Origin of the sequence: Marmoricola sp. OAE513 (assembly GCF_040546585.1) — a bacterium.
Classification (GTDB): Bacteria; Actinomycetota; Actinomycetes; order Propionibacteriales; family Nocardioidaceae; genus Marmoricola.
This window is the reverse complement of the sequence record NZ_JBEPOC010000001.1, coordinates 1,176,356-1,202,445: the sequence shown is the minus strand read 5'-3', so window position 1 is coordinate 1,202,445 and position 26,090 is coordinate 1,176,356. Positions and strand designations below refer to the sequence as shown.

The following is a 26,090-nucleotide window of genomic DNA, read 5'->3' as shown; positions in this document are numbered from 1 at the left end:
CCTAGACGAGGCTCAGCGCGTCCGGGTCGGAAGCGGCCACGATGACGAGCACGGTGAAGGTGACCAGGCCGAGCGCGAGGACGGCGGTGCCGATCATGCCGATGACGAACCCGGTGGTGGCCTTGCCGCGACCGCCCCACCGGCCCGGCTCGGCGTCGATCGCCTTGCGCGCCTGGTAGCCGAGGACGAGCGCGACCGGGGCGACCAGGATCGTGAGGAGACAGCTCACGATCGCGCCCGGCCCGGCGATCATGCCGAAGACGAAGGCGAGATCGGCCTTGGGGTGGTCGGGGAGTCCCGGCGCGCCGACGCCGTAGCCGTAGGGGGTCTGCTGCTGCGGCGGGGGAGCCCACGCAGCGTTCGGGGGCGGGGCGGGGACGGAGCCGGGGGCCGCCTGCGGCTCAGCACTGCCGAGCACGGTGCCGGACTGCGGGTTGAACTGGATCTGCGACGGCGGTTCCTGAGGGCCTGACGCGGCCAGCTTCTCCCAGTAGCCGACCTCGTCGGACGGCTCGCCCGCGGGCGGGTTCGGATCACTCATCGGGTGTCTCCATCCAGGCGTCGATGTCGGCCAGGGCCGCGGCCTTCACGTCGTCGTCGGCCCGGGAGGCTCGCAGGGACGAGCGTGCCAGCTCGGCGAGCTGCGCGTCGGTGAGCTCGTGCGCAGCCCGCATCGTCGCGTACTGCGCGTTCAGCCGCGACCCGAACAGGAGCGGGTCGTCGGCGCCGAGTGCGATCTCGGCGCCTGCCGCGATCAGCTGGGGGAGAGGCACGGAGGACAGGTCGGAGAAGACCCCGAGGGCCACGTTGGACACCGGGCAGAGCTCGAGGGCGATCCCGGCCTCGACGACCCGGTCAAGCAGGGCCGGATCCTCGGTCACCCGGACGCCGTGACCCAGGCGACCGGCGTGCAGGTCGTCGACGCAGACCCGCACCGATTCCGGGCCCAGCAGCTCGCCGCCGTGCGGGACCAGCAGCAGCCCGGCGCGCTCGGCGATCGCGAAGGCGCCCGCGAAGTCGGCCGTTCGACCACGTCGCTCGTCGTTGGACAGCCCGAACCCGACGACCCCGCGGCCGGCGTACTGGGCGGCGAGGCGGGCCAGCGTGCGGGCGTCCAGCGGGTGCCGCGTGCGGTTCGCGGCGATCACCACGGCCATGCCGATCCCGACGTCGCGGGAGGCCTCGGCGACGGCGTCGAGGACCAGGTCGGTGAACGCGGTGATCCCGCCGAACTTGGCGGCGTACCCGCTCGGGTCGACCTGGATCTCCAGCCAGCGCCCCCCGTCGGCCTTGTCGTCCTGCGCCGCCTCACGGATCAGACGGCGCACGTCGTCCTCGGTGCGCAGCACCGATCGGGCCACGTCGTAGAGCCGCTGGAAGCGGAACCAGCCCTTCTCGTCGGCCACCGAGAGTCGCGGCGGCCAGTCCTCCTCCAGGGCGTCGGGCAGGCTGATTCCGTCGCGTGCGGCGAGCTCGAGCAGGGTCCCGTGGCGCATCGACCCGGTGAAGTGCAGGTGCAGGTGCGCCTTGGGGAGGTCCGAGAGCGGTCGCGCCATGCGGGTCAGTGTGCCAGCGACTCCGCCGCCGCGAGCAGCACGCAGGTCGCCACGGCTTCCATCGCCTCGGTGACCTCGGCCAGGCCCGGGAACGTCGGCGCGAGCCGGATGTTCCGGTCGCGCGGGTCGTTCCCGCCCGGGAACGAGGCCCCGGCCGGCGTCAGCGCGATGCCCGCCTCCTTGGCCAGCGCCACGACACGGGAGGCGGTGCCGTCCAGGACGTCCAGGCTGACGAAGTAGCCACCGGTCGGCTTGGTCCAGGTCGCGACCTCGAGACCGCCGAGGGTCTCGGTCAGGACCCGGTCGACCTCGTCGAACTTCGGCGCGATGATCGCACGGTGCTTGGCCATGTGGTCCCGCACGCCCTGGGGGGAGCCGAAGAACTCCGCGTGCCGGAGCTGGTTGAGCTTGTCGGGGCCGATCGCACCCTTGCCGAGGTGGGTGGTATACCACTTCACGGTCTCGACCGAGCCGGCCAGGAAGGCCACTCCCGCGCCGGCATAGGTGATCTTCGAGGTCGAGGCGAACATGATCGGGCGGTGCGGGTGCCCGGCGGCCGAGGCCAGCGACAGGATGTCCGCGCTCTTCGCCTCGTCCTCGGTGAGGTGGTGGAACGCGTAGGCGTTATCCCAGAAGATCTTGAAGTCCGGCGCAGCGGTCGGCATCGAGGCGAGCCGCTCGGCGACCTCGAGCGAGCAGATCGAGCCGCTCGGGTTCGCGTACGTCGGCACGATCCAGATGCCCTTGATGCTCGGGTCGTTCGCGACGAGCGCCGCAACGGCCTCGGCGTCCGGGCCGTCGTCGTTCATCGGCACCGTGACGGTGTCGATGCCGAACCAGTCGAGAAGGGTGAAGTGCCGGTCGTAGCCGGGCACCGGGCAGATGAAGGTGACCTTCTCCTCGGCCGACCACGGGCGCTCGCTGTCCACCCCGCCCTTGAGCCACAGGTCGACGAGAACCTCGCGCATCATCACCAGGCTGGAGTTGCCGCCGGCGACGACCTGGTCGGTCTCGACCCAGAGGAGCTCGGCGAACATCTCGCGCAGCTGGGTGATGCCCTCGAGCCCCCCGTAGTTGCGGGTGTCGACCCCGTCGGCGTCCTTGACGCTCGAGGGCAGCGTGAGCAGCGCGTCGGAGAGGTCGAGCTGTGCCGCTGCGGGCTTGCCGCGGGTCAGGTCCAGCTTCAGTCCGCGCGCCTTGAGGTCGGCGTACGCCGCCTGCTGCGTGGCGAGGAAGCTCGCGAGGTCTTCGGCGGACGACTGGGCCAGGGGCTGGGTAGCGCTCACGGGGTCCATCGTTCCAGAGGGCCGGTGGTGACCGCGAGCCGGTAACCGTTCGCGGCACTCGGTTCGACTTGGCTGGCGCCGACCCGTAGACTCTTCGCTTGGTGCTTTCGGGCAATGCTTTGGCATGCCCGGACCACCGAAGGGCACTAGCTCAACTGGCAGAGCATCGGTCTCCAAAACCGAAGGTTGGGGGTTCAAGTCCCTCGTGCCCTGCACTGGAGTCAATCGATACGACAAGGAAGTAGGAACTCGTGGCGGATTCACCGGCGCGCTCGGACAAGTCCGAGCGCACGAGCCCGATCACGTTCTACCGGCAGATCGTCGCTGAGCTGCGCAAGGTCGTGTACCCGAGCCAGCAGCAGCTGATCACCTACTTCATCGTGGTGATGGTGTTCGTGGTCGTCATGATCGGCATCGTGTCGCTCCTCGACCTCGGGTTCGGTAAGGGCGTCTTCTGGCTCTTCGGCAACGAGACGCCGAAGGCCAAGTAGCGCCCAGGAGCCGGCCCACCAGCACCACCGAAGCACAACGAACCAGACGGAGAAGACGTGTCGGAGCAGTACGACGAGCACAACGACGAGCCCACGGGTGACGTCGACCTCGAGGTGACCCCGGGCGACGAGCCCGAGGCCGCCGAGGTCGAGACCGAGGCGGCTGCCGAGGCTCCGGTCGAGGACGCCGCGGACGAGCCGGAGGCGGCTGCGGAGGAGACTCCCGACACTGACGCGGCGGAGGAGCCCGAGCTGACCGCGGACGAGGCCGACGCCGTCGACGCCGAGGTCGACCCGCTCGAGGAGTTCCGTGCCGCGCTGCACGCCAAGGTCGGCGACTGGTTCGTCGTGCACACCTACTCGGGCATGGAGAACCGGGTCAAGGCCAACCTCGAGAACCGGATCACGTCCCTCAACATGGAGGACTACATCCACGAGGTCATCGTGCCGACCGAAGAGGTCGCCGAGATCAAGAACGGCCAGCGCAAGCTGGTCAAGCGCACCGTCCTGCCCGGCTACGTGCTGGTCCGGATGGACCTCAACGACGAGTCCTGGGGCGCCGTGCGCCACACCCCGTCGGTGACGGGCTTCGTCGGCCACAGCCACCAGCGCGGTGCCGCTGAGCCTCGACGAGGTCGAGAACATGCTCGCCCCGGCCGTCCGCGCCGAGGCCGAGGCGGCTGCCGTGGCCGAGGCCGCACAGACCGGTACGCCGGTCCGCACCAACACCCGCCCGCAGGTGACGGTCGCCGACTTCGACGTCTCCGACTCGGTGATGGTCGTCGACGGCCCGTTCGCCACGCTGCACGCGACGATCACCGAGATCAACGCGGAGTCCCAGAGGGTCAAGGCCCTCGTCGAGATCTTCGGCCGGGAGACCCCGGTCGAGCTGAGCTTCTCGCAGATCGAAAAGGTCTGACGAGAGCTCCCGTAACACCAGGTGGCAGGGGCACCAGCCCCGTCATGACCACGAGATAGGAAGAAGAAGCAATGCCTCCGAAGAAGAAGATCGCCGCACTCGTCAAGGTGCAGCTGCAGGCCGGTGCCGCGACGCCGGCCCCGCCGGTCGGTACCGCCCTCGGTCCGCACGGCGTGAACATCATGGACTTCTGCAAGGCGTACAACGCCCAGACTGAAGCCATGCGCGGCAACGTCATCCCCGTCGAGATCACGATCTACGAGGACCGCACGTTCGACTTCATCACGAAGACGCCGCCGGCCGCCGAGCTGATCAAGAAGGCCGCCGGCATCGCCAAGGGCTCCGGTGTCCCGCAGAAGGACAAGGTCGGCAAGCTGACCAAGGACCAGATCCGCGAGATCGCCGAGACCAAGCTCCCGGACCTGAACGCGAACGACATCGACGCCGCCATGAAGATCGTTGAAGGAACCGCCCGCTCCATGGGCGTCCTGACTGACTGAAACCGTGGGAGAGCCGCGCTGGCTCGCTAACCACATCGCCCCGCCGTCCTCCGGGACGCGGACCTAAGAAAGAGGCAACAACCATGCAGCGCAGCAAGACCTACCGCGCAGCGGCTGAGCAGTTCGACAAGGACGAGCTCTACGCCCCGCTGGCCGCGATCAAGATCGCCAAGTCCACCTCGAAGAAGAAGTTCGACGAGACCGTCGACGTCGTCATGCGCCTCGGGGTCGACCCGCGCAAGGCCGACCAGCTGGTCCGTGGCACGGTGAGCCTGCCGAACGGCACCGGCAAGACCGTCCGCGTCCTCGTGTTCGCCAACGCCGAGAAGGCCGAGGCCGCTCGCGAGGCCGGCGCCGACTTCGTCGGTGGCGACGAGCTCATCGAGAAGGTGGCCGGCGGCTGGACCGACTTCGACGCCGCCGTCGCGACGCCGGACCTGATGGGCAAGGTGGGCCGCATCGCCCGCGTGCTCGGTCCCCGTGGCCTCATGCCGAACCCGAAGACGGGCACCGTGACGCCGGACGTGGCCAAGGCCGTGTCCGACATCAAGGGCGGCAAGATCGAGTTCCGCGTCGACCGGCACGCGAACCTGCACTTCATCATCGGCAAGGCCTCCTTCACCGAGGTCCAGCTGGCGGAGAACTACGCCGCCGCGCTCGAGGAGGTGCTGCGGCTCAAGCCGTCCAGCTCCAAGGGCCGCTACGTGAAGAAGGTGACCGTCTCGACGACCATGGGCCCCGGCGTCCAGGTCGACCCGAACCGCGTCCGCAACATCGCGGTCGAGGACGAGGCCTGAGCCTCCCTCCCCGCTCGACGAGGCCCGTTCCCGCAAGGGGGCGGGCCTTCGTCGTACGGCTCCGATTTGGCGCTCGGCCCGTGGTCCGCGTACAGTTCACCGCTGGAACCGAAGACCGCCGGTCCACTCCCCGGAGTGCGAAGGTCCGCGAACGCGGACGACCTGCGCAGGCGCCACAGAGATGAGCGGCCACGCCGCGCCACGCCCTGTGCACCTGCACGGGGCGTCTGTCTTTCCCGGCCGGGTTCGGTTCGCACAACCCGTGCACAGTTGGAAGGAGTCCCCATGGCGCGGCCAGACAAGGCAGCAGCTGTTGCGGAGATCGTTGACCAGTTCAACGACTCTGCCGGTGCTGTGCTGACCGAGTACCGCGGACTCACCGTGAAGCAGCTGCGCGACCTGCGCCGTGCTCTCGGCGAGAACGCCAACTACGCCGTGGTCAAGAACACGCTCACCAAGCTCGCGGCCACCGAAGCCGGCGTCGAAGGATTCGACGACCTGCTCAACGGCCCGACCGCGATCGCCTTCATCAACGGAGACGTTGTCGAGGCGGCCAAGGGTCTGCGTGACTTCGCCAAGGCGAACCCCGCCCTCGTCATCAAGGGCGGCTACATCGACGGTTCCTCGATGGACGCGAAGGAGATCGGCAAGCTCGCCGACCTCGAGTCGCGCGAGGTCCTCATGGGCAAGCTCGCGGGCGCCATGCTCGCCTCGCTCTCCCAGGCCGTCTACCTGCTCAACGCGCCGATCGCCCAGGCCGCCCGTCTCGCGGGTGCGCTGCAGGCCAAGGCCGAGCAGGACCCCTCGATCCTCCAGGGTGGTGCGGGCGAGCCCGCTGCCGCTGTTGCGGAGGAGGCCCCTGCCGCGGAGCCCGAGGCAGCCGATGCTGCCGCGGAGCCCGAGGCCGGGGCTGCTGACGTCGCCCCCGAGGCAGAGGCCGAGGCCGCTGCTCCTGAGGCCACCGACGCTCCCGCCGAGTAACGACCCGGCAACCACCCACCAAGAAAAACCTTGGCTGACGGCCGAACGGTCGCAGCCACCAACGGAAGGAACGCCACCATGGCGAAGCTCAGCACCGACGAGCTGCTCGACGCTTTCAAGGAGATGACCCTCCTGGAGCTCAGCGAGTTCGTGAAGCAGTTCGAAGAGACCTTCGGCGTCACCGCGGCCGCTCCGGTCGCCGTTGCCGCTGCCCCGGCCGCCGGTGGCGCCGCCGCTGCCGGCGACGACGCTGGTGACCAGGACTCGTTCGACGTGATCCTCGACGCCGCCGGCGACAAGAAGATCAACGTCATCAAGGAGGTCCGCGCGCTGACCTCCCTGGGTCTGAAGGAAGCCAAGGACCTGGTCGAGGCCGCCCCGAAGGCGATCCTCGAGGGCGTCAACAAGGAGACCGCGGACAAGGCGAAGGAGGCCCTCGAGGCCGCCGGCGCCACGATCTCGCTCAAGTGATCGCTGCACCTCTCCTGTAACACCCGTTTCACCTGCGAAAGCGGTCGTTCCGACACCGGGACGGCCGCTTTCCACATTTTTTCGGAGTAAGTTACGCGCGGGTACCGAAATTTGAGATGGTGTCGCCGGATAGTGACGGGAGCGCAATCTCCGCGTAACTTAGCCCCCGGTTGCTCGTTGAGTGGCCAGGTGGGAGTGTCGGGAGTCACACCTGCCGCAGGGTCGAAAATCTAGAGGGAGTTGTGTCCATGGGCGTCGAGATCCAGATCGAGCACCTGACCAAGAGCTTCGGGAAGTCGCTCATCTGGAAGGACGTCACGCTCACGGTTCCCGCGGGCGAGATCTGCGTCATGCTCGGCCCGTCCGGTACCGGAAAGTCGGTGCTGCTGAAGACGATCATCGGCCTGCTGAAGCCTGACGAGGGTTCGGTCGTCATCGAGGGCGTCGACATCGCTTCCTGCCCCGAACGCGAGCTGTACGAGATCCGCAAGCTCTTCGGTGTCCTGTTCCAGGACGGCGCCATGTTCGGCTCGATGAACCTCTACGACAACGTCGCCTTCCCGCTGCGCGAGCACACCAAGAAGTCCGAGTCCGAGATCCGCAACATCGTCATGGAGAAGATGGACCTGGTCGGTCTCCTCGGCGCCGAGGACAAGCTCCCGGGCGAGATCTCCGGCGGTATGCGCAAGCGCGCCGGCCTGGCCCGCGCCCTGGTGCTGGACCCGGAGATCGTGCTCTTCGACGAGCCGGACTCCGGTCTGGACCCGGTCCGCACCAGCTTCCTGAACCAGCTGATCATCGACCTGAACGCCCAGATCGACGCGACGTTCCTCATCGTCACCCACGACATCAACACCGCCCGCACGGTCCCGGACAACATCGGCCTGCTCTACCACAAGCACCTGGCCATGTTCGGCCCCCGCGAGATGCTGCTGAGCTCGGAGGGAGCCGGTCGTCCGGCAGTTCCTCAACGCCCAGCGTGTCGGCCCGATCGGCATGTCCGAGGAGAAGGACGCCGACGAGCTCGAGGCCGAGAAGGACCAGGAGCTGCCCCCGCTGCCCCCGATCCCGCTGCAGCAGGAGCCCTCCTCGGGCATCCCGCGCCGCAGCCAGCGTGCGCCCGGTGAGTGGTGCCGGGAGAACGGCGTCACGCCGCCTCCGGGCTCGTTCGCCGAGAACATGTCGATGGCTCCGGGGGCCTGACGACGGATGTCTTCCGCCACTGCGGACCGGATCCTGGCACCGATCGGGACAGCCGGCAAACTATTCGCCTTCGGGCTCGACGTGGGTCGGTCGCTGTTCAAGCGACCTTTCCAGACCCGCGAATTCCTCCAGCAGGCCTGGTTCATCGCCTCGGTGACGATCGTGCCGACCGCTCTGGTCGCCATCCCCTTCGGCGCGGTCATCGCGCTGCAGGTCGGTGGCCTGATCAAGCAGTTCGGCGCCCAGTCGTTCACAGGTTCGGCCTCGGTCCTCGCGGTCGTCCGTGAGGCAGGACCGATCGCGACGTCGCTGCTGATCGCCGGAGCCGGCGGCTCGGCCATCGCGGCCGACCTCGGTGCCCGCAAGATCCGTGAAGAGCTCGACGCGATGATGGTGCTCGGTATCGACCCGATCCAGCGTCTGGTCGTCCCCCGGGTGCTCGCCTGCATGCTCGTGGCCGTGTTCCTCAACGGCCTGGTCAGCGTCGTCGGCGTCTGCGGTGGCTACTTCTTCAACGTCGTCCTGCAGGACGGCACGCCAGGTGCCTATCTCGCCAGCTTCACCGCCCTGGCGCAGCTGCCCGACCTCTACCAAGGCATGGCCAAGGCACTGGTGTTCGGTCTCGTGGCGGCGATCGTGGCGGCGTACAAGGGCATGAACGCCGGCGGCGGCCCGAAGGGCGTCGGTGACGCGGTCAACGAGTCCGTCGTCATCACCTTCATGCTGCTCTTCGTCATCAACTTCGTGATGAGCGCCATCTACTTCCAGCTCGTTCCACCAAAGACGGGTTAGCGCGATGGCGAACCTCAAGGCCGTCTACGAACGGCCCCTCCAGACTCTCGACACGATGGGCGAGCAGCTCGCGTTCTACATCCGCGCGCTCATCGCCACGCCGCGGTCGGTCACCCGCTACCCCAAGGAGATCCTCCGGCTGCTCGCCGAGGTCACCCTGGGCAGTGGTGCGCTGGCCGTCATCGGTGGCACGGTCGGCGTCATCACCGCGATGGCGTTCTTCACCGGCACCGAGGTCGGCTTGCAGGGCTACGCAGCCCTCAACCAGATCGGTACGGCGGCCTTCTCCGGCTTCGTCTCGGCGTACTTCAACACGCGCGAGATCTCGCCCCTGATCGCCGGCATCGCGCTCGCCGCGACCGTCGGCTGCGGCTTCACCGCCCAGCTCGGCGCCATGCGCATCTCCGAGGAGGTCGACGCCCTCGAGGTGATGGCCATCCCGTCGATGCCGTTCCTGGTCACCACCCGGATCATCGCCGGCCTGATCGCGATCACGCCGCTGTACGTCGTCGGCCTGCTCTCGTCGTACTTCGCGACGAGGTTGGTGGTCACGCAATTCTTCGGCCAGAGCGCAGGAACCTACGACCACTACTTCAACCAGTTCCTGCCACCCGGTGACGTGCTCTGGTCCTTCGGCAAGGTCCTGGTCTTCGCCGTCGTGGTCATCCTGATCCACTGCTACCACGGGTACACCGCCAGCGGCGGACCTGCGGGCGTGGGTGTGGCCGTGGGCCGCGCCGTGCGTACGTCGATCGTCGCGATCAACGTCATCGACCTGTTCCTGAGCATGGCGATCTGGGGCTCCACGACCACCGTCAGGTTGGCGGGCTGATGTCGAAGACCCTCACCAACCGTCTGCTCGGCGTCACGCTGATCCTGATCCTGGCCTCCGGGATCTGGGTCGTGAACGCCGTGTTCCAGCAGAAGTTCACGTCCTTCGACGAGGTGAAGCTGAACACCGACACGATCGGTCTGCAGCTGCCGGCCCGCGCGGACGTCAAGATCCGCGGCGTCATCGTCGGGCAGGTCCTCGAGGCCGAGTCCGGCTCCGACGGCGCGGTCCTGACGCTCGGCATCTACCCCGACGAGATCAAGCCGATCCCGAAGAACGTGACCGCCTCGATCCTCCCGAAGACCCTGTTCGGTGAGAAGTACGTCGAGCTGGTCGTCCCGCCGTCCCCGGCAGGCAGGCTGGCCGCGGGCGACACGATCCGCCAGACGAAGCTCCCGATCGAGGTGGAGAAGGTCCTCAACGACCTGTACCCGCTGCTCACCGCCATCCAGCCGGCCGAGCTCAACTACACGTTGAACGCGATCGCGACCGCGCTCGAGGGCCGCGGTGACGACATCGGCAAGAACATCGAGACGTTGAACTCCTACCTCAAGCGCTTCAACCCGCAGGTGCCGGCGCTGGTCGACGACCTCAAGCTGCTCGCCGAGGTCAGCGACACCTACGCCGACGTCGCTCCGCAACTCGCCGCCACCCTGCGCAACACGGTGAAGACCACCAACACCCTGAAGGGACGCCAGGCCAAGCTGAACGCGTTCCTCAAGGACACCGCGTCGTTCTCCGACACCGCCAAGGTCTTCCTCGACAAGAACGGTGACAACATCATCCGGCTCGGCCAGGTCAGCGCCCCGCAGACCAAGCTGCTCAACCGCTACTCGCCCGAGTTCCCGTGCCTGCTCAACGGTCTGGTTGACCAGGCGCCGTTGCTGGCCAAGACCTTCCGAGGCTTCGTGTTCCACATCGACCTGATCACCATCCCGATGCAGCCGCGTGGCTACACTGCGAAGGACAAGCAGGTCTACGGAGCGGACAACGGACCGGCGTGCCTCGGCCTTCCGAGCCCGAAGATTCCGTTCACCGGCATCCCGAACCTCGACGACGGTGTGAATAACATCGGCCGTGGTGACGCTCAGCGCGTCGCGCCGTACTCCGGTACGACCAACGCGGCAGAGGCCGAGTTCTACGGTCGGCTTGCCGGCACCGCCCGCGGTGTCGACTCCGACCAGGTCTCGGACTACTCGACGCTGATGATCGCCCCGCTGGCTGCCGGGACGGAGGTGCGGTTGCGATGAAGATGCTCGACAAGCGCACCCGTGGTGACCTGATCAAGCTGGTCACCTTCATCGTCGTCACCACGCTTGCCACCGGCGTGCTGGTGGTCCTGATCGGCAACCTGAGCTTCGAGAAGACCCGTGAGTACAGGGCGGTCTTCTCCGACGCCACCGGCGTGGTCAAGGGCGACGACGTCCGCGTCGCCGGCGTCAAGGTGGGCAGCGTCAAGAAGGTCGAGATCGTCGACCGGACCAAGGCGCGGATCACCTTCACCGTGCGCGACAAGACCGAGCTGACCGGCGCCTCGACCGCCCGGATCCGGTACCGCAACCTCGTTGGCCAGCGCTACATCTCACTGGCGCAGGGGATCGGCAGCACCACCCGGCTCCCGGAGAACGCCGAGATCCCGCTGAAGCGGACCGAGGCCGCACTCGACCTCACCGTGCTCTTCAACGGCTTCAAGCCGCTGTTCGCCGCGCTCAGCCCGGCCGACGTCAACAAGCTGTCCTACGAGATCATCCAGGTCTTCCAGGGCGAGGGCGGGAACCTCGAGGGGCTGCTGCGCAGCACAGGCTCGATCACCCAGACCCTGGCCGACCGCGACCAGCTGATCGGTGACGTCATCGACAACCTGAACGCCGTCCTCACCACGGTCGGTGACCGGGACGTCGAGCTCTCCAACCTGATCGTCCAGTTCCGGGACTTCATCGGCGGACTGACCAAGGACAAGGACGCGATCCTGAATTCGCTCGACTCGATCTCGGCGCTGACCGACCAGACCGCGGACATCACGACCGGCATCCGGCCGAGCCTGGTGGCCAGCATCAAGGGTCTCCGCGAGGTCGCCACGAACCTGAACAAGGGACGTGGGGAGATCGACCGTGCTCTGCAGATCCTGCCGATCAAGCTCGAGAAGATCGGCCGCACGGCGATCTACGGATCCTTCTTCAACTTCTACCTCTGCGAGTTCAAGGCCAAGGTGATCCTGCCGACCGGCCCGCTCGCGATCCCGTACCAGACGTACCCGGGCGGGAACGGGAGGTGCAACCTCAAGCCATGAGTACCCCCTTCCGTGAACGCAACCCCGTCAAGATCGGCGCAGCCAGCCTGCTCACGATCGTGCTGCTGATCCTGGTGGCCTTCAAGGCGGACTCGCTGCCGATCATCGGCGGCGGCGACACCTACTACGCGAAGTTCAGCGATTCCAGCGGCCTCAAGCCGAACGACGAGGTCCGGATCGCCGGCGTCCGCGTCGGCAAGGTGACCAGTGTCGAGCTCTCCGGGGACGCCGTGAAGGTCGGCTTCAAGATCAAGACCGACTCGGACTTCGGTCGTGAGACCGGCGCCCAGATCAAGGTGAAGACCCTGCTCGGCGCCATGTTCCTCGCGCTCGAGCCCAAGGGCTCGGGTCAGCTGAAGGAGGGTGCGGTCATCCCGCAGTCGCGGACGCGCTCGGCGTACGACGTGGTCGAGGCCTTCTCCGGTCTCGCCGAGCGGGCCGAGAAGATCAACCTCGACCAGCTCACCACGTCGCTCAACACGCTCGCCGAGGCCACCGCGAACACGCCGGAGGAGTTGAAGAGCACCCTGTCGGGCCTCTCGGCGCTGTCGGCCAACGTCGCCGCGCGTGACGACCAGGTCAACCTGCTGCTGACGAACCTGAAGAAGGTCTCCGGCGTGCTCGCCGACCGTAACCAGGACATCGTCACCTTGATGAAGGACGGCGACGTCCTGCTCCGTGCGATCGTCGCCCGTCGGGAGGCCGTGCACACGTTGCTGGTCTCGACGAGCAAGCTCTCCACCGAGCTGACCGCGCTGGTCCGCCAGAGCCGGGGCGACCTCAAGCCCGCGCTCTCCAACCTGACGGGTGTGGTCAACGTCCTGCGCAAGAACCAGACGAACCTGGACGACTCGCTGCGGCTGCTCGCACCGTTCTACCGGGTCTTCACCAACACGCTCGGCTCCGGTCCGTGGTTCGACAACTGGATCTCGAACCTGCCGCCCGCGCCGGCCCTGGGAGCTGGTGGCTGATGAAGAAGATCTTCCTCGACAACCCGGCCGTGTTCGTGGTCGCGATCGTGGTTCTGCTCGTGGGCGCGGTCCTGCTGATCCTGCCCGGGAGCGACACCAAGTCCATCACCGCGGACTTCCCGCGCTCGGTCTCGCTCTACAAAGGCTCCGACGTCAAGATCCTCGGCGTCGCGGTCGGCAAGGTCGACGAGGTGACCCCGCTCGGCACCAAGGTGCGGGTGAAGTTCCACTATGACGCCAAGTACGACCTGCCCAAGGACGTGAAGGCGGCCGTGATCTCGCCGTCGATTGTCGGTGACCGGTTCGTGCAGCTGACTCCCGTCTACCGCGGTGGTGCGAAGCTGGGCGACAACGCCAAGCTCGGCGTCGACCGCACGGCCACGCCGCTCGAGCTCGACGAGATCTTCGGTTCGATCAACAACCTCACCGTGGCCCTCGGCCCCGACGGCGCGAACAAGCCGGACTCCACCGGCACGGGTGCGCTCACCCGCCTGCTCGACTCGACGGCCAAGAACTTCGGTGGTCAGGGCGTGAAGTTCAACCAGACGCTGAAGAACCTCAGCAAGCTGACCAAGACCCTCGCCGACAACAAGGACGAGCTGTTCGGCACGGTGTCCGAGGTGGAGAAGTTCACCCAGGCGCTCGCGGCGAACGACGACACGGTGCGCCGGTTCAACGACTCGCTCGCCTCCGGTGCGGGCCTGCTGGCCGACGAGCGGGGTGACCTGGCGAAGGTGCTGAAGAACCTGTCGGTGGCTATGACGGAGATCCGCAGCTTCGTGGCGGAGAACAAGGCTGCGCTGTCCACGAACATCAAGGGCCTCAACCAGATCAGCAAGGTGTTCGTGAAGAACCGCAAGCAGCTCGAGGAGTCGTTGACCTACGCCCCGGCCGCGCTGAACAACCTGGCGCTCACCTACAACGAGACCGCGGGAACCCTCGACACCCGTGCCAACATCGGCGAGACGGTCAACCAGCTCACGGCCAAACCGAGCGTCGTCCTGTGTGCGCTGGTGCCCGACGCGTGCGGCCCGCTGACCTCGATCCTCAAGCTCCTGGGCCTCGGTCGCCCGTCCGCGTTGACGCCGGAGACGGCCTCGCTGCTGACGGCGCCGAACCTCGGCAACAACACGCTCGCCGACGTCCTGGGGGTGCCGCGATGAGGCTGAACCCGTTCCGAGCGACCCGACGCGGCCGCTTCGCCGCGGTCGCGAGCGCGGTGGTCGGCTCGGTCGTCCTGAGCAGCTGTTCGGTCTACGACCTGCCGCTTCCGGGCGGCGCCGACACAGGGTCGAACCCGATCAAGGTGCACATCCAGTTCCGCGACGTGCTCGACCTGGTGCCACAGTCGACGGTCAAGGTCGACGACGTCACGGTCGGCAAGGTCACTGCGATCGATCTCAAGGGCTACACGGCCGATGTCACCGTGGAGCTGCCCCGCACCATCGACCTGCCGGACAACACCCGCGCGGAGATCCGCCAGACCAGCCTCCTCGGCGAGAAGTTCGTGTCGCTGAGCAAGCCCACCGATCCGGTCGGAAAGCTGACCAGCGGCGACATCATCACGCTCAAGGACTCCGGCCGGAACCACGAGGTAGAAGAGGTCTTCCAGGCGCTCGCCCTGCTGCTCAACGGTGGTGGCGTCGGCCAGCTCAAGTCGATCTCTGAGGAGCTGAACAAGGCCTTCGACGGTCGTGAGGACGAGGTCCGCTCGATCATCACGCAGATCCGCAGCTTCACCGAGCAGCTCGACGAGAACAAGGGCTCGATCATCAAGGCCCTCGAGAACGTCAACAGGCTCTCCGTGCAGCTGCGCCAGCAGGACGGCACCATCAGGCAGACGCTGGAGCAGCTGCCCGCGGCCCTGAAGTCGGTCAACGGCCAGCGGCAAGACCTGGTGAAGATGCTGAAGGCTCTGTCCAACCTGAGCTCGGTCGGCGTCAAGGTCATCCAGGCGTCCAAGGAGTCGACGATCGACGCCCTGAAGAACCTCGCTCCGGTGCTCTCCGCCCTGGCCAAGGCCGGTGACGCGCTGCCGAAGTCGCTGCAGGTCGTGCTGACCTACCCGTTCATCGACGAGGCCGTCGGCCGCGACCCGGAGGTTGCGCGCAACCTGCACATGGGCGACTTCACCAACCTGTCGATCAACCTGTCGCTCGACCTCTTCAACCTGCCGACGATTCCGGGTCTACAGCCCGGCGTCAGCCTGGCCGACCTGCTCGGCAACTGCGGCAAGAAGCCGACCGGCGCCCAGTGCACCGCCGTGAAGAACCTGCTCAACGGCACTCAGTTGCAGCAGGTCTGCAAGCTGATCGCCGTGCTCTGCGCCGGCAGCAAGGCGAACGGTGGCGGCGGGGCTCCCGAACCCGGGCGTCGGTGGCTCGACCGGTGGTGGCGCCAGCAAGCCGCCGGCGACGTCCAACCCGCTGGCCGAGCTGCTGCATGGCCTCGGTCTGGGGCGCCCCGCCCCCGGCGTGGCCGCTGGCGGTGACGTGAAGCAGGATCCGTTCCTGCTCACCGGCACCGGCTACGATTCGGCTCTCGGCACGATGCTCCTCTCGGGGGTGACGGCCGGATGATCACCTCCCGGACCAAGAAGCAGCTGCTGGCGTTCGTCTTCATCACGCTCATCGGCGTCTCGTACGTCGGCGCGCGTTACGCCCGCCTGGATCGTCTCGTCTACGACTCGACGTACCAGGTCAACGCTCAGTTCAAGGAGTCCGGGGGTATCTTCACCGGCGCCGAGGTGACCTACCGCGGTGTCGGGGTCGGCCAGGTCGAGGACATGAAGCTCACCAAGGAGGGCGTCACCGTCGTCCTGGCCATCGACAAGGGCGAGGACAAGATCCCGGCCGACGCGATCGCGCTGGTCGGCAACAAGTCCGCGGTCGGTGAGCAGTACGTCGAGCTCCAGCCGAAGAGCGACGGGGGGCCTTACCTCAAGGACAACTCGGTCATCAAGCAGGTCAGCACCCAGATCCCGGTCTCCACCACGGAGATCCTCACCAACCTGGACGGTCTCGTCCGCTCGGTTCCCGAGGGCAGCCTGCGCACGGTGGTGAGCGAGCTGGGCGACGCGTTCAAGGACACCGGCGACGATCTCGGTCAGATCATCGACACGTCCAACGACTTCATCCAGGCCGCGAACGACAACTTCGACGTGACCACGGCGCTCATCAAGGACGGGAAGACGGTCCTCACGACCCAGGCCCTCAAGGGTTCGGCGATCAAGAGCTTCGCGAAGGACCTCTCGCTGTTCACCGGCGTCCTGGCCGACAACGACGCCTCGCTGCGCGCACTGATCGACAACGGGTCGGCGACGGCGAACGAGCTGCGAACCTTCCTGCAGCAGAACCAGGTCGACCTCGGCAGCCTGATCAACAACCTGGTCACCACCGGCAACATCATCGTCAAGCACCTCCCGGGCATCCGGCAGGTCCTGGTGCTCTACCCCTACATGGTCGCCGGCGGCTTCACGGTCGCGGCGAAGAATTCCGAAGGGGTCAACGCCCGGTTCGGCCTCGTGCTCACCCAGACGCCCGGTCTCTGCGCCAAGGGTTACGACCCGAAGGAGCGGCGTACGCCGCTGCAGACCGAGGACAAGGCGATGGACGAGGACGCAGCCTGCACCGACATGTCCGGCAAGCTCGTGCCGCGCGGTGCGCAGTTCGCCCCGAGGACGGCGACCGGTTTCGACTCACCGGTGGCCACGTACGATCTGGCCAAGGGTACGACGAGCTGGAACGACCAGGCGTCCGCCACCGCTGGTGGCAGCCCGGTCGCGGGGGAGACCGTGTGGAACACCTTGTTGCTGCAGCCGTTGACGTGATCGCTTGAGCCTCGAAGCACCCGGCAGCGCCCGACGTCACCTCGCGCTCGGACTCGTCGTCGCGCTCGTCCTCGCCCTGGCGGCGACGGCGGTGCTGCTCCTCCTGCCCGAGCCCGACGGTGCGAGCGCCGACGAACACGAGCGTCAGCAGGTCATCAACGTCGCCGAGCAGTTCGCGCTGCGGGTCGACGCCGTCGACACAGCTGACCTCAAGGGTTACGTCGCGAGCGTCTCGGAGCTGCTGACCTCGAAGTTCAGGGCTCAGTTCACCGCGGGTGTCGACGGCCAGCTCGGGTCCACCAGCGGCTCGGGCAGCTCGACGAGCAACGCGGCCAAGGGCAAGATCCAGTCCGCCGCGGTGATCGATATCGACAGCGACAGCGCGTCCGTGATGGTCGCCCACGACCAGAACTTCGTCGTCAACGGCAAGGACCTCGGCCAGGGCTTCCGCTGGGTGATCAGCCTGCGCAAGGTCGGCGGCAAGTGGCTGGTCGACAACAGCACCGACATCGACGGGGAAAGCTGATGGCGACGAGCGGGCCGTCCTGGTACGAGATCCTGGGCGTGGCGCCGGACGCGACGCCGGCGGAGATCAAGGCTGCCTGGCGCGATGCCACCGACAAGTTCGAGCCTGGCACCAACGCCGCCCAGTTCCGGATGTTCAACGAGGCCGCCGACGTCCTGCTGGACCCGCAGCGGCGCAACGCCTACGACGCGGAGCAAGCAGGCGAGGAACGGTCCGGGACCGCCGACGCCGCCGCGGTTGCCGAGGTCGTCACCGCCGCTGCCGAGGAGCCGGAGGCGGTCGCGGCTCCGGCTCCTGCTTCGACGGCTCCCGTGCCCGCCGTGGAACCGGAACTGACCGCCTCCGAGCCGCGGAGCGGCGGCCTGGTCGGTGCGCTCGCCGGCAGCACGGTCGCCCTGTTGATCGTCGGTGTCCTGCTGCTGGCCTCCCTGGTGGCGGTCGGGTTCGTCGGCAAGCACGTGCTCGACGAGCGCGAGACCGCGAGCAGCGAGCGCAGGGACGAGAAGAACGGCGCCGAGGCCCGGGCGGTCGCAGCCACGGCGATGACCGCCGCGCTGTCCTACGACTACCGCACGATCGACGCCGACCGGGAGAAGATCTCGGCGTACGTGGCACCCTCCTTCCGCAAGGAGTTCCTGGCGACGTACGACCTGCTCACCAAGGGCGCCAACGGCGCCCCGGGCGGGGCGATCAAGCTCAAGGCGGCGCAGAAGGTCGAGATCGGCGAGACCGGTGTCATCGAGGCCGATGCCAAACGGGCACGGATCCTGGTCTTCCTGAACACCACCACGACGAAGACCGGTACCGAGGCCCAGGAGCGGGCCTGGAGGATCCGGGTCACGATGCTGCACTCGGGCGACAAGTGGCTCGTCGAGGACCTCGACATCTACTGAGCCCGCCCCCGGTGCTTGACGCAGCGCCTTTCGGAGTTCATGCTTGCGCCAACGAACAGCCGGGTCTGTGTTTTCTCCCGGAATTTGGCTGTTGTGTTTCTGCCTGCCCTTCGGTATTCTCCATCTTTGCGTCTGCTCTCAAATGCATCCCGCCTGTCCGGTGGCCGGTTTGTGGTGGGCTGACGCCGTCACACATGTGCCTCGGAAGGACCACTCTTGGCCGCCCCGCGCAGCAAGAACAGCAAATCCCAGAGTCCCCGCCGCATCTCTTTCGCCAAGATCTCCGAACCTCTCGAGGTTCCGCAGCTGCTTGCGCTTCAGACCGACAGCTTCGACTGGCTGATCGGCGACCCGAAGTGGCAGGCGCGCGTCGAAGAGGCGAACGCGAACGGCGAAGAGCTCTCCACGAAGTCGGGACTCCACGAGATCTTCGAGGAGATCTCGCCGATCGAAGACTTCTCCGAGACGATGTCGCTCTCGTTCGAGAACCCCGTCTTCCTCGACCCGAAGTACACCGAGGAGGAGTGCAAGGACAAGGACTTCACCTACTCCCGGCCGCTCTACGTCTCGGCTGAGTTCACCAATGGTGACACCGGTGAGATCAAGGGCCAGACGGTCTTCATGGGCGACTTCCCGATGATGACCCGCAAGGGCACCTTCATCATCAACGGCACCGAGCGCGTCGTCGTCTCGCAGCTCGTCCGGTCCCCGGGCGTCTACTTCGAGCGCACCGCCGACAAGACCTCGGACAAGGACATCTTCACCGCCAAGGTGATCCCGTCCCGCGGTGCCTGGCTCGAGTTCGAGATCGACAAGCGCGACATGGTCGGCGTCCGTCTCGACCGCAAGCGCAAGCAGAACGTCACCGTCCTCCTCAAGGCCTTCCAGGCCCTGGCTGAGGAAGAGGGCTACACCGGGGCGCCGTACGACTACGAGGCCGTCATGGCCGAGTTCCGTCAGTACGAGTCGATCCAGCTGACCGAGGAGAAGGACAACACCACCGGTCCCGACGAGGCGCTGCTCGACATCTACCGCAAGCTCCGTCCCGGCGAGCCGCCGACCCGCGAGGCCGCGCTGACCCTGTTGAAGAACTACTACTTCAACCCGAAGCGCTACGACCTGGCCAAGGTCGGTCGCTACAAGATCAACAAGAAGCTCGGCACCCACGAGGCGTTCGACCAGCAGACGCTGACCATCGACGACATCGTGGCGACGATCCGGTACATCATCGAGCTGCACGCCGGCAAGGAGACCCTGACCGACGCCGCCGGCAAGGAGATCAAGGACAACCACGGCGAGACCATCGTCGTCCGTCCCGATGACATCGACCACTTCGGCAACCGGCGCATGCGCACGGTCGGCGAGCTCATCCAGAACCAGCTCCGCACCGGTCTGGCCCGGATGGAGCGGGTGGTCCGCGAGCGGATGACGACCCAGGACGTCGAGGCGATCACGCCGCAGTCCCTGATCAACATCCGCCCGGTCGTGGCAGCGCTGAAGGAGTTCTTCGGAACCTCGCAGCTCTCGCAGTTCATGGACCAGACCAACCCGATCGCCGGTCTGACCCACAAGCGTCGTCTCTCCGCGCTCGGCCCGGGTGGTATCTCCCGCGACCGCGCCCAGATGGACGTCCGCGACGTGCACTCCTCGCACTACGGCCGGATGTGCCCGATCGAGACGCCGGAAGGCCCGAACATCGGTCTGATCGGTTCGCTCGCGTCGTACGGGCGGATCAACCCGTTCGGCTTCGTCGAGACGCCGTACCGGGTCGTCAAGAAGGGTCGCGTCACCGGGGAGATCCAGTACCTCACCGCTGACGAGGAGGACTCCAAGGTCATCGCGCAGGCGAACGCCCAGCTCGACGACAAGGGCAACTTCGTCAACGACCTGGTGCTCGTCCGCACGCGTGGCGGCGAGACCGTCGACATCGCGCGTGACGAGGTCGACTACATGGACGTGTCGCCGCGGCAGATGGTCTCCATCGCCACCGCGCTGATCCCGTTCCTCGAGCACGACGACGCCAACCGTGCGCTCATGGGCGCCAACATGCAGCGTCAGGCGGTGCCGCTGATCAAGAGCGACGCCCCGCTGGTCGGTACCGGCATGGAGTTCCGTGCCGCGGTCGACGCCGGCGACGTCGTCACCTCCGACGTGGCCGGTGTGGTCAAGGAGGTCTCGGCCGACGAGATCGTGATCATGACCGACGAGGGCGGCAACAAGTCCGTCCGGCTGCAGAAGTTCAAGCGCTCCAACCAGGGCACCTCGATCAACCAGCGCCCGCTGGTCGACGAGGGCGACCGGGTCGAGGTCGGTACGCCGATCGCCGACGGTCCGTGCACCGACGAGGGCGAGATGGCGCTGGGCACCAACCTGCTCGTCGCCTTCATGCCCTGGAACGGCTCGAACTACGAGGACGCGATCATCCTCTCCCAGCGTCTGGTGCAGGAGGACGTCCTCACCTCGATCCACATCGAGGAGCACGAGGTCGACGCCCGCGACACCAAGCTGGGCCCCGAGGAGATCACCCGCGACATCCCGAACGTCGGCGACGAGCTGCTCGCCGACCTGGACGAGCGCGGCATCATCCGTGTCGGCGCGGAGGTCACCACCGGTGACATCCTCGTCGGCAAGGTGACGCCGAAGGGCGAGACCGAGCTGACCCCGGAGGAGCGCCTGCTGCGCGCCATCTTCGGTGAGAAGGCCCGCGAGGTTCGCGACACCTCGATGAAGGTCCCGCACGGTGAGTCCGGCACGGTCATCGGCGTCCGCGAGTTCTCCCGCGAGGACGGCGACGAGCTGCCCCCGGGCGTCAACCAGCTGGTCCGGGTCTACGTCGCCCAGAAGCGCAAGATCTCCGTGGGTGACAAGCTCGCCGGCCGTCACGGCAACAAGGGCGTCATCTCCAAGATCCTGCCGATCGAGGACATGCCGTTCCTCGAGGACGGGACCCCGGTCGACGTCGTGCTCAACCCGCTCGGTGTGCCGGGCCGGATGAACATCGGACAGATCCTCGAGATCCACCTCGGCTGGCTGGCCAAGACCGGCTGGCAGGTCGAGGGCGACGACGAGGACTGGAAGAAGCGCCTGATCAAGATCCACGCGGAGTCGGCAGAGCCGAACACCAACGTCGCCACCCCGGTGTTCGACGGTGCCCGCGAGGACGAGATCGTCGGTCTCCTCGGCTCGACGCTCCCCACGCGTGACGGGGTGCGCCTGGTCAAGGGCAACGGCAAGGCGCGGCTGTTCGACGGCCGCTCCGGCGAGCCGTTCCCGGACCCGATCTCGGTCGGCTACATGTACATCCTCAAGCTCCACCACCTGGTCGACGACAAGATCCACGCGCGCTCGACCGGCCCGTACTCGATGATCACCCAGCAGCCGCTCGGCGGTAAGGCCCAGTTCGGTGGCCAGCGCTTCGGTGAGATGGAGGTCTGGGCGATGGAGGCGTACGGCGCTGCCTACGCGCTCCAGGAGCTGCTGACGATCAAGTCCGACGACGTGCCTGGTCGCGTCAAGGTCTACGAGGCGATCGTGAAGGGTGAGAACATCCCCGACTCGGGCATCCCCGAGTCGTTCAAGGTGCTCATCAAGGAGATGCAGTCGCTCTGCCTCAACGTCGAGGTGCTGTCCCAGGACGGCTCCACGATCGAGATGCGCGACGCGGAGGAGGACGTCTTCCGTGCCGCCGAGGAGCTGGGCATCGACCTGTCCCGCCGCGAGCCGAGCTCCGTCGAAGAAGTCTGAGCCGTCCCGGGCCGGCTCGCGAGGGCCGGCCCGGAACCTCAGTCCATGCTTGATTTCCAGAACTAACGAAGGACAGAAGCCACCGTGCTTGACGTGAACTTCTTCGACCAGCTTCAGATCGGCCTGGCCACTGCGGACGACATCCGCACGTGGAGCCACGGTGAGGTCAAGAAGCCGGAAACCATCAACTACCGCACGCTCAAGCCCGAGCGTGACGGCCTCTTCTGCGAGAAGATCTTCGGTCCCACCCGGGACTGGGAGTGCTACTGCGGCAAGTACAAGCGCGTGCGCTTCAAGGGCATCATCTGCGAGCGCTGCGGCGTCGAGGTGACCCGCTCGAAGGTCCGCCGTGAGCGGATGGGCCACATCGAGCTGGCCGCACCGGTCACGCACATCTGGTACTTCAAGGGTGTGCCGAGCCGGCTGGGCTATCTGCTCGACCTGGCGCCGAAGGACCTGGAGAAGGTCATCTACTTCGCCGCCTACATGATCACCAAGGTCGACGAGGACGCCCGTCACCGGGACCTCGCGGACCTCGAGGGCAAGATCGGCCTGCAGCGCAAGAGCATCGAGAACCGCCGCGACGTAGCCGTCGACGAGCGCGCCAAGAAGCTCGAGGCCGACCTGGCCACGCTCGAGGCCGAGGGTGCCAAGGCCGACGCCCGTCGCAAGGTCAAGGACGGCGCCGAGCGCGAGATGAAGCAGGTCCGCGACCGGGCCCAGCGCGAGCTGGACCGTCTCGAGGAGGTCTGGAGCACGTTCAAGTCCCTCAAGGTCCAGGACCTGATGGGCGACGAGCTCCTCTACCGCGAGATGAAGAACTGGTTCGGCAAGTACTTCGAGGGCTTCATGGGCGCCACGGCGATCCAGGAGCGTCTGAAGTCGTTCGACATCGAGGCCGAGGTCGAGAACCTCCGCGAGACCATCGAGACGGGCAAGGGCCAGCGCAAGGTCCGCGCGCTCAAGCGTCTCAAGGTCGTCGACGCGTTCCGCAAGACCGGCAACAGCCCGATGGGCATGGTCCTGGACGCCGTCCCGGTCATCCCGCCGGACCTGCGCCCGATGGTGCAGCTCGACGGTGGCCGCTTCGCGACCTCCGACCTGAACGACCTGTACCGCCGCGTGATCAACCGGAACAACCGGCTCAAGCGCCTGCTCGACCTGGGTGCTCCCGAGATCATCGTCAACAACGAGAAGCGGATGCTCCAGGAGGCCGTCGACTCGCTGTTCGACAACGGCCGTCGTGGTCGCCCCGTCACCGGCCCGGGCAACCGGCCGCTGAAGTCGCTGTCCGACATGCTCAAGGGCAAGCAGGGTCGCTTCCGTCAGAACCTGCTCGGAAAGCGCGTCGACTACTCGGGCCGTTCGGTCATCGTCGTCGGCCCGCAGCTCAAGCTGCACCAGTGCGGTCTGCCGAAGTACATGGCGATCGAGCTGTTCAAGCCGTTCGTGATGAAGCGTCTCGTCGACCTGTCGCACGCGCAGAACATCAAGTCCGCCAAGCGGATGGTCGAGCGTGCGGTCCGCCCCGAGGTCTGGGACGTGCTCGAAGAGGTCATCGCCGAGCACCCGGTTCTGCTGAACCGTGCGCCCACGCTGCACCGCCTCGGCATTCAGGCCTTCGAGCCGCAGCTGATCGAGGGCAAGGCCATCCAGATCCACCCGCTGGTCTGCTCCGCGTTCAACGCCGACTTCGACGGTGACCAGATGGCGGTGCACCTGCCGCTGTCCGCCGAGGCCCAGGCCGAGGCCCGGATCCTGATGCTCTCGACGAACAACATCCTGAAGCCGTCGGACGGTCGCCCCGTGACCATGCCGACGCAGGACATGATCATCGGCATCTACTTCCTGACCCTGGGTCGGGACGGTGCGCCGGGCGAGGGTCGCGCGTTCGCGTCCTCCGCGGAGGCCGTGATGGCGTTCGACAAGGGTGAGATCACCCTGCAGTCGAAGATCAAGATCCGTCTGTCGGGAGTTGCCGTCCCGCCGGAGGGCACCGTGATCCCCGAGGGCTGGACCGAGGGTGACCCGATCATCCTCGACACCACCCTGGGTCGCGCGCTCTTCAACGAGGCGCTGCCGGGCAACTACGAGTACATCGAGTACCAGGTCGGCAAGAACGAGTTGGGCAAGATCGTCAACGACCTGGCCGAGCGCTACACCAAGGTCGAGGTGGCGAACTCGCTGGACGCCCTCAAGGACACCGGCTTCACCTGGGCGACCCGCTCGGGCGTGACCGTGTCCATCGAGGACGTCGTCTCGCCGAAGGACAAGCTGCAGATCCTCGAGAAGTACGAGGAGAACGCCGCCAAGGTCCAGCAGCAGTTCGAGCGCGGTCTCATCACCGACGACGAGCGCCGCCAGGAGCTCATCGAGATCTGGACCGACGCGTCGAACGTGGTCGCCAAGGCGATGCAGAAGAACTTCGACCAGGACAACCCGATCTTCATGATGGTGAACTCGGGTGCTCGCGGTAACTGGATGCAGGTTCGTCAGATCGCGGCCATGCGTGGTCTGGTGGCCAACCCGAAGGGTGACATCATCCCGCGACCCATCAAGTCGAACTTCCGTGAGGGCCTCTCGGTCCTGGAGTACTTCATCTCCACCCACGGTGCTCGCAAGGGTCTGGCCGACACCGCGCTGCGTACGGCGGACTCGGGTTACCTGACCCGTCGTCTGGTCGACGTCTCGCAGGACGTCATCATCCGTGAGGACGACTGCGGCACCGAGCGCGGCATGCCGAAGGTGATCGGTGTCCGGGGCGAGGACGGCGTGGTCCGCAAGGACCTCAACGCCGAGACCTCGGCGTACGCCCGGAACGCGGCCGTCGACGTGGTCTCCGAGTCCGGTGACGTGCTCGTCGGCGCCGGCGAGGACCTGGGCGACGTCCAGATCGACGCCCTCGTCGAGGCCGGCATCGAGATCGTCAAGGTCCGCTCGGTCCTGACGTGCGACGCCAAGACCGGTACCTGCGCCAAGTGCTACGGCCGTTCGCTGGCCACCGGCAAGCTGGTCGACATCGGTGAGGCGGTCGGCATCATCGCCGCCCAGTCCATCGGTGAGCCCGGCACGCAGCTGACCATGCGTACCTTCCACACCGGTGGTGTGGCTTCGGCGGACGACATCACGCAGGGTCTTCCCCGCGTCGTGGAGCTCTTCGAGGCCCGCCAGCCCAAGGGCAAGGCGCCGATTTCGGAGGCCTCCGGCCGGCTCGAGATCGAGGACACCGACAAGGCCCGCAAGCTGATCGTCACCCCCGACGACGGTTCCGACCCGGTCGAGTACCCGGTCAGCAAGCGGTCCCGCCTCCAGGTCGCCGACGGCGACCACGTCGAGGTCGGTCAGCAGCTGATCCAGGGCACGCCCGGACCCGAAGGAGGTCCTGCGCATCCTGGGTGTCCGCAAGGCACAGGAGCACCTGGTGGCCGAGGTCCAGCAGGTGTACCGCAGCCAGGGTGTGTCGATCCACGACAAGCACATCGAGATCATCGTCCGGCAGATGCTCCGCCGGGTGACCGTGATCGAGAGCGGCGACACCAAGCTGCTCCCGTCCGACCTGGTCGACCGGGTCCGGTACGAGGAGGAGAACCGTCGCGTGGTCACCGAGGGCGGCAAGCCGGCCTCGGGTCGTGCGGAGCTGATGGGTATCACCAAGGCCTCGCTCGCGACCGAGTCGTGGCTCTCGGCGGCCTCCTTCCAGGAGACCACCCGGGTCCTCACCGACGCTGCGATCAACGGCAAGTCCGACTCGCTGCGCGGCCTGAAGGAGAACGTGATCATCGGAAAGCTGATCCCGGCGGGTACCGGCCTCGAGCGGTACCGCAACATCCGGGTGGAGCCGACCGAGGAGGCCCGCGCCGCGGCGTACTCCGTCACCGGGTACGACTCCTACGGCAGCTACGACTTCGGCACGCAGGGCAACCAGACGGTTGCGTTGGACGACTTCGACTTCGGTTCCTACCAGAACTGAGCTCGTAGGCGTCACGCCAGGAGCCACGAAGGCCCGTCC

Annotated in this window: 20 protein-coding genes, 1 tRNA gene and 3 pseudogenes; 21 read left to right on the top strand and 3 right to left on the bottom strand. The window is 67.0% G+C overall.

The genetic code is table 11. The annotated features are described in order from the left end of the window. Nucleotide 1 precedes the first annotated feature (1 nt). From ABIE44_RS06175 to ABIE44_RS06165, 3 genes are read right to left on the bottom strand one after another with little or no spacing between them, the layout of a single operon-like run. A complete protein-coding gene (locus ABIE44_RS06175) occupies nucleotides 2-541 on the bottom strand; it encodes a DUF4190 domain-containing protein (protein ID WP_209720674.1) in 540 nt (179 codons plus the stop codon). Further along, nucleotides 534-1,556, bottom strand: coding sequence for an adenosine deaminase (locus ABIE44_RS06170; protein WP_209720677.1), 1,023 nt, complete (start codon nucleotides 1,554-1,556; stop codon nucleotides 534-536). Before ABIE44_RS06170 ends, ABIE44_RS06175 begins: the two co-directional genes overlap by 8 nt. A gap of 5 nt (nucleotides 1,557-1,561) precedes the next feature. After that, nucleotides 1,562-2,842, bottom strand: coding sequence for an aspartate aminotransferase type Ic (locus tag ABIE44_RS06165; RefSeq protein ID WP_354437883.1), 1,281 nt, complete (start codon nucleotides 2,840-2,842; stop codon nucleotides 1,562-1,564). A gap of 140 nt (nucleotides 2,843-2,982) precedes the next feature. Between ABIE44_RS06165 and ABIE44_RS06160 the strand changes: the two genes are divergently transcribed. From ABIE44_RS06160 to ABIE44_RS06065, 21 genes and pseudogenes are all read left to right on the top strand, one after another. Continuing rightward, nucleotides 2,983-3,055: transfer RNA gene (locus ABIE44_RS06160), tRNA-Trp, on the top strand. A gap of 38 nt (nucleotides 3,056-3,093) precedes the next feature. Continuing rightward, on the top strand, nucleotides 3,094-3,333 hold the full coding sequence (secE, locus tag ABIE44_RS06155; RefSeq protein ID WP_209720683.1) for a preprotein translocase subunit SecE: 240 nt from the start codon (nucleotides 3,094-3,096) through the stop codon (nucleotides 3,331-3,333). A gap of 366 nt (nucleotides 3,334-3,699) precedes the next feature. Further along, a pseudogene (locus tag ABIE44_RS19615) lies at nucleotides 3,700-3,876 on the top strand (transcription termination/antitermination NusG family protein); the annotation flags it as partial. Between the two features lie 70 nt (nucleotides 3,877-3,946). Beyond that, nucleotides 3,947-4,252 carry a transcription termination/antitermination protein NusG gene (gene nusG, locus ABIE44_RS19610; RefSeq protein WP_502912767.1) on the top strand — a complete coding sequence of 102 codons (306 nt, stop codon included), beginning with the start codon at nucleotides 3,947-3,949 and terminating at the stop codon, nucleotides 4,250-4,252. A 71-nt stretch (nucleotides 4,253-4,323) separates the two neighbouring features. Further along, a complete protein-coding gene (rplK, locus tag ABIE44_RS06145; protein ID WP_209720689.1) occupies nucleotides 4,324-4,752 on the top strand; it encodes a 50S ribosomal protein L11 in 429 nt (142 codons plus the stop codon). Between the two features lie 83 nt (nucleotides 4,753-4,835). Continuing rightward, complete coding sequence (gene rplA / locus ABIE44_RS06140; RefSeq protein ID WP_209720692.1) at nucleotides 4,836-5,549, top strand: 50S ribosomal protein L1; 714 nt, start codon at nucleotides 4,836-4,838, stop codon at nucleotides 5,547-5,549. A gap of 285 nt (nucleotides 5,550-5,834) precedes the next feature. Next, complete coding sequence (gene rplJ / locus ABIE44_RS06135; protein WP_209720695.1) at nucleotides 5,835-6,530, top strand: 50S ribosomal protein L10; 696 nt, start codon at nucleotides 5,835-5,837, stop codon at nucleotides 6,528-6,530. A gap of 78 nt (nucleotides 6,531-6,608) precedes the next feature. Next, entirely contained in the window at nucleotides 6,609-7,001 is a 393-nt protein-coding gene (gene rplL / locus ABIE44_RS06130) for a 50S ribosomal protein L7/L12 (RefSeq protein ID WP_209720698.1), read from the top strand. A gap of 248 nt (nucleotides 7,002-7,249) precedes the next feature. Further along, nucleotides 7,250-8,204, top strand: a pseudogene (locus tag ABIE44_RS06125) (ABC transporter ATP-binding protein). Nucleotides 8,205-8,210: 6 nt separating this feature from the next. Next, the gene (locus ABIE44_RS06120; RefSeq protein WP_209720704.1) at nucleotides 8,211-8,996 is read left to right on the top strand and encodes an MlaE family ABC transporter permease; all 786 of its coding nucleotides are present in this window, start codon (nucleotides 8,211-8,213) and stop codon (nucleotides 8,994-8,996) included. A 4-nt stretch (nucleotides 8,997-9,000) separates the two neighbouring features. After that, a complete protein-coding gene (locus ABIE44_RS06115; protein WP_209720707.1) occupies nucleotides 9,001-9,828 on the top strand; it encodes an MlaE family ABC transporter permease in 828 nt (275 codons plus the stop codon). Continuing rightward, entirely contained in the window at nucleotides 9,828-11,078 is a 1,251-nt protein-coding gene (locus tag ABIE44_RS06110; RefSeq protein ID WP_209720710.1) for an MCE family protein, read from the top strand. Before ABIE44_RS06115 ends, ABIE44_RS06110 begins: the two co-directional genes overlap by 1 nt. After that, a complete protein-coding gene (locus ABIE44_RS06105) occupies nucleotides 11,075-12,118 on the top strand; it encodes an MCE family protein (protein ID WP_209720714.1) in 1,044 nt (347 codons plus the stop codon). The genes ABIE44_RS06110 and ABIE44_RS06105 overlap by 4 nt, the downstream gene beginning before the upstream one ends. Further along, nucleotides 12,115-13,089 (top strand): MCE family protein, encoded by a 975-nt coding sequence (locus ABIE44_RS06100; protein ID WP_209720715.1) that lies wholly within the window; start codon nucleotides 12,115-12,117, stop codon nucleotides 13,087-13,089. The genes ABIE44_RS06105 and ABIE44_RS06100 overlap by 4 nt, the downstream gene beginning before the upstream one ends. After that, nucleotides 13,089-14,252 carry an MCE family protein gene (locus ABIE44_RS06095; protein WP_209720718.1) on the top strand — a complete coding sequence of 388 codons (1,164 nt, stop codon included), beginning with the start codon at nucleotides 13,089-13,091 and terminating at the stop codon, nucleotides 14,250-14,252. Before ABIE44_RS06100 ends, ABIE44_RS06095 begins: the two co-directional genes overlap by 1 nt. Beyond that, nucleotides 14,249-15,580 (top strand): MCE family protein, encoded by a 1,332-nt coding sequence (locus ABIE44_RS06090; RefSeq protein WP_354437882.1) that lies wholly within the window; start codon nucleotides 14,249-14,251, stop codon nucleotides 15,578-15,580. The genes ABIE44_RS06095 and ABIE44_RS06090 overlap by 4 nt, the downstream gene beginning before the upstream one ends. Nucleotides 15,581-15,664: 84 nt before the next feature. Then, entirely contained in the window at nucleotides 15,665-16,918 is a 1,254-nt protein-coding gene (locus ABIE44_RS06085; protein ID WP_209720725.1) for an MCE family protein, read from the top strand. A gap of 4 nt (nucleotides 16,919-16,922) precedes the next feature. After that, entirely contained in the window at nucleotides 16,923-17,444 is a 522-nt protein-coding gene (locus ABIE44_RS06080) for a hypothetical protein (protein ID WP_209720728.1), read from the top strand. Continuing rightward, nucleotides 17,444-18,337, top strand: coding sequence for a J domain-containing protein (locus tag ABIE44_RS06075; protein ID WP_209720731.1), 894 nt, complete (start codon nucleotides 17,444-17,446; stop codon nucleotides 18,335-18,337). Before ABIE44_RS06080 ends, ABIE44_RS06075 begins: the two co-directional genes overlap by 1 nt. 216 nt (nucleotides 18,338-18,553) lie before the next feature. Beyond that, nucleotides 18,554-22,081, top strand: a complete 3,528-nt coding sequence (rpoB, locus tag ABIE44_RS06070) for a DNA-directed RNA polymerase subunit beta (protein ID WP_209720734.1) — start codon at nucleotides 18,554-18,556, stop codon at nucleotides 22,079-22,081. Between the two features lie 84 nt (nucleotides 22,082-22,165). Next, a pseudogene (locus tag ABIE44_RS06065) lies at nucleotides 22,166-26,051 on the top strand (DNA-directed RNA polymerase subunit beta'). Nucleotides 26,052-26,090: the final 39 nt, after the last annotated feature.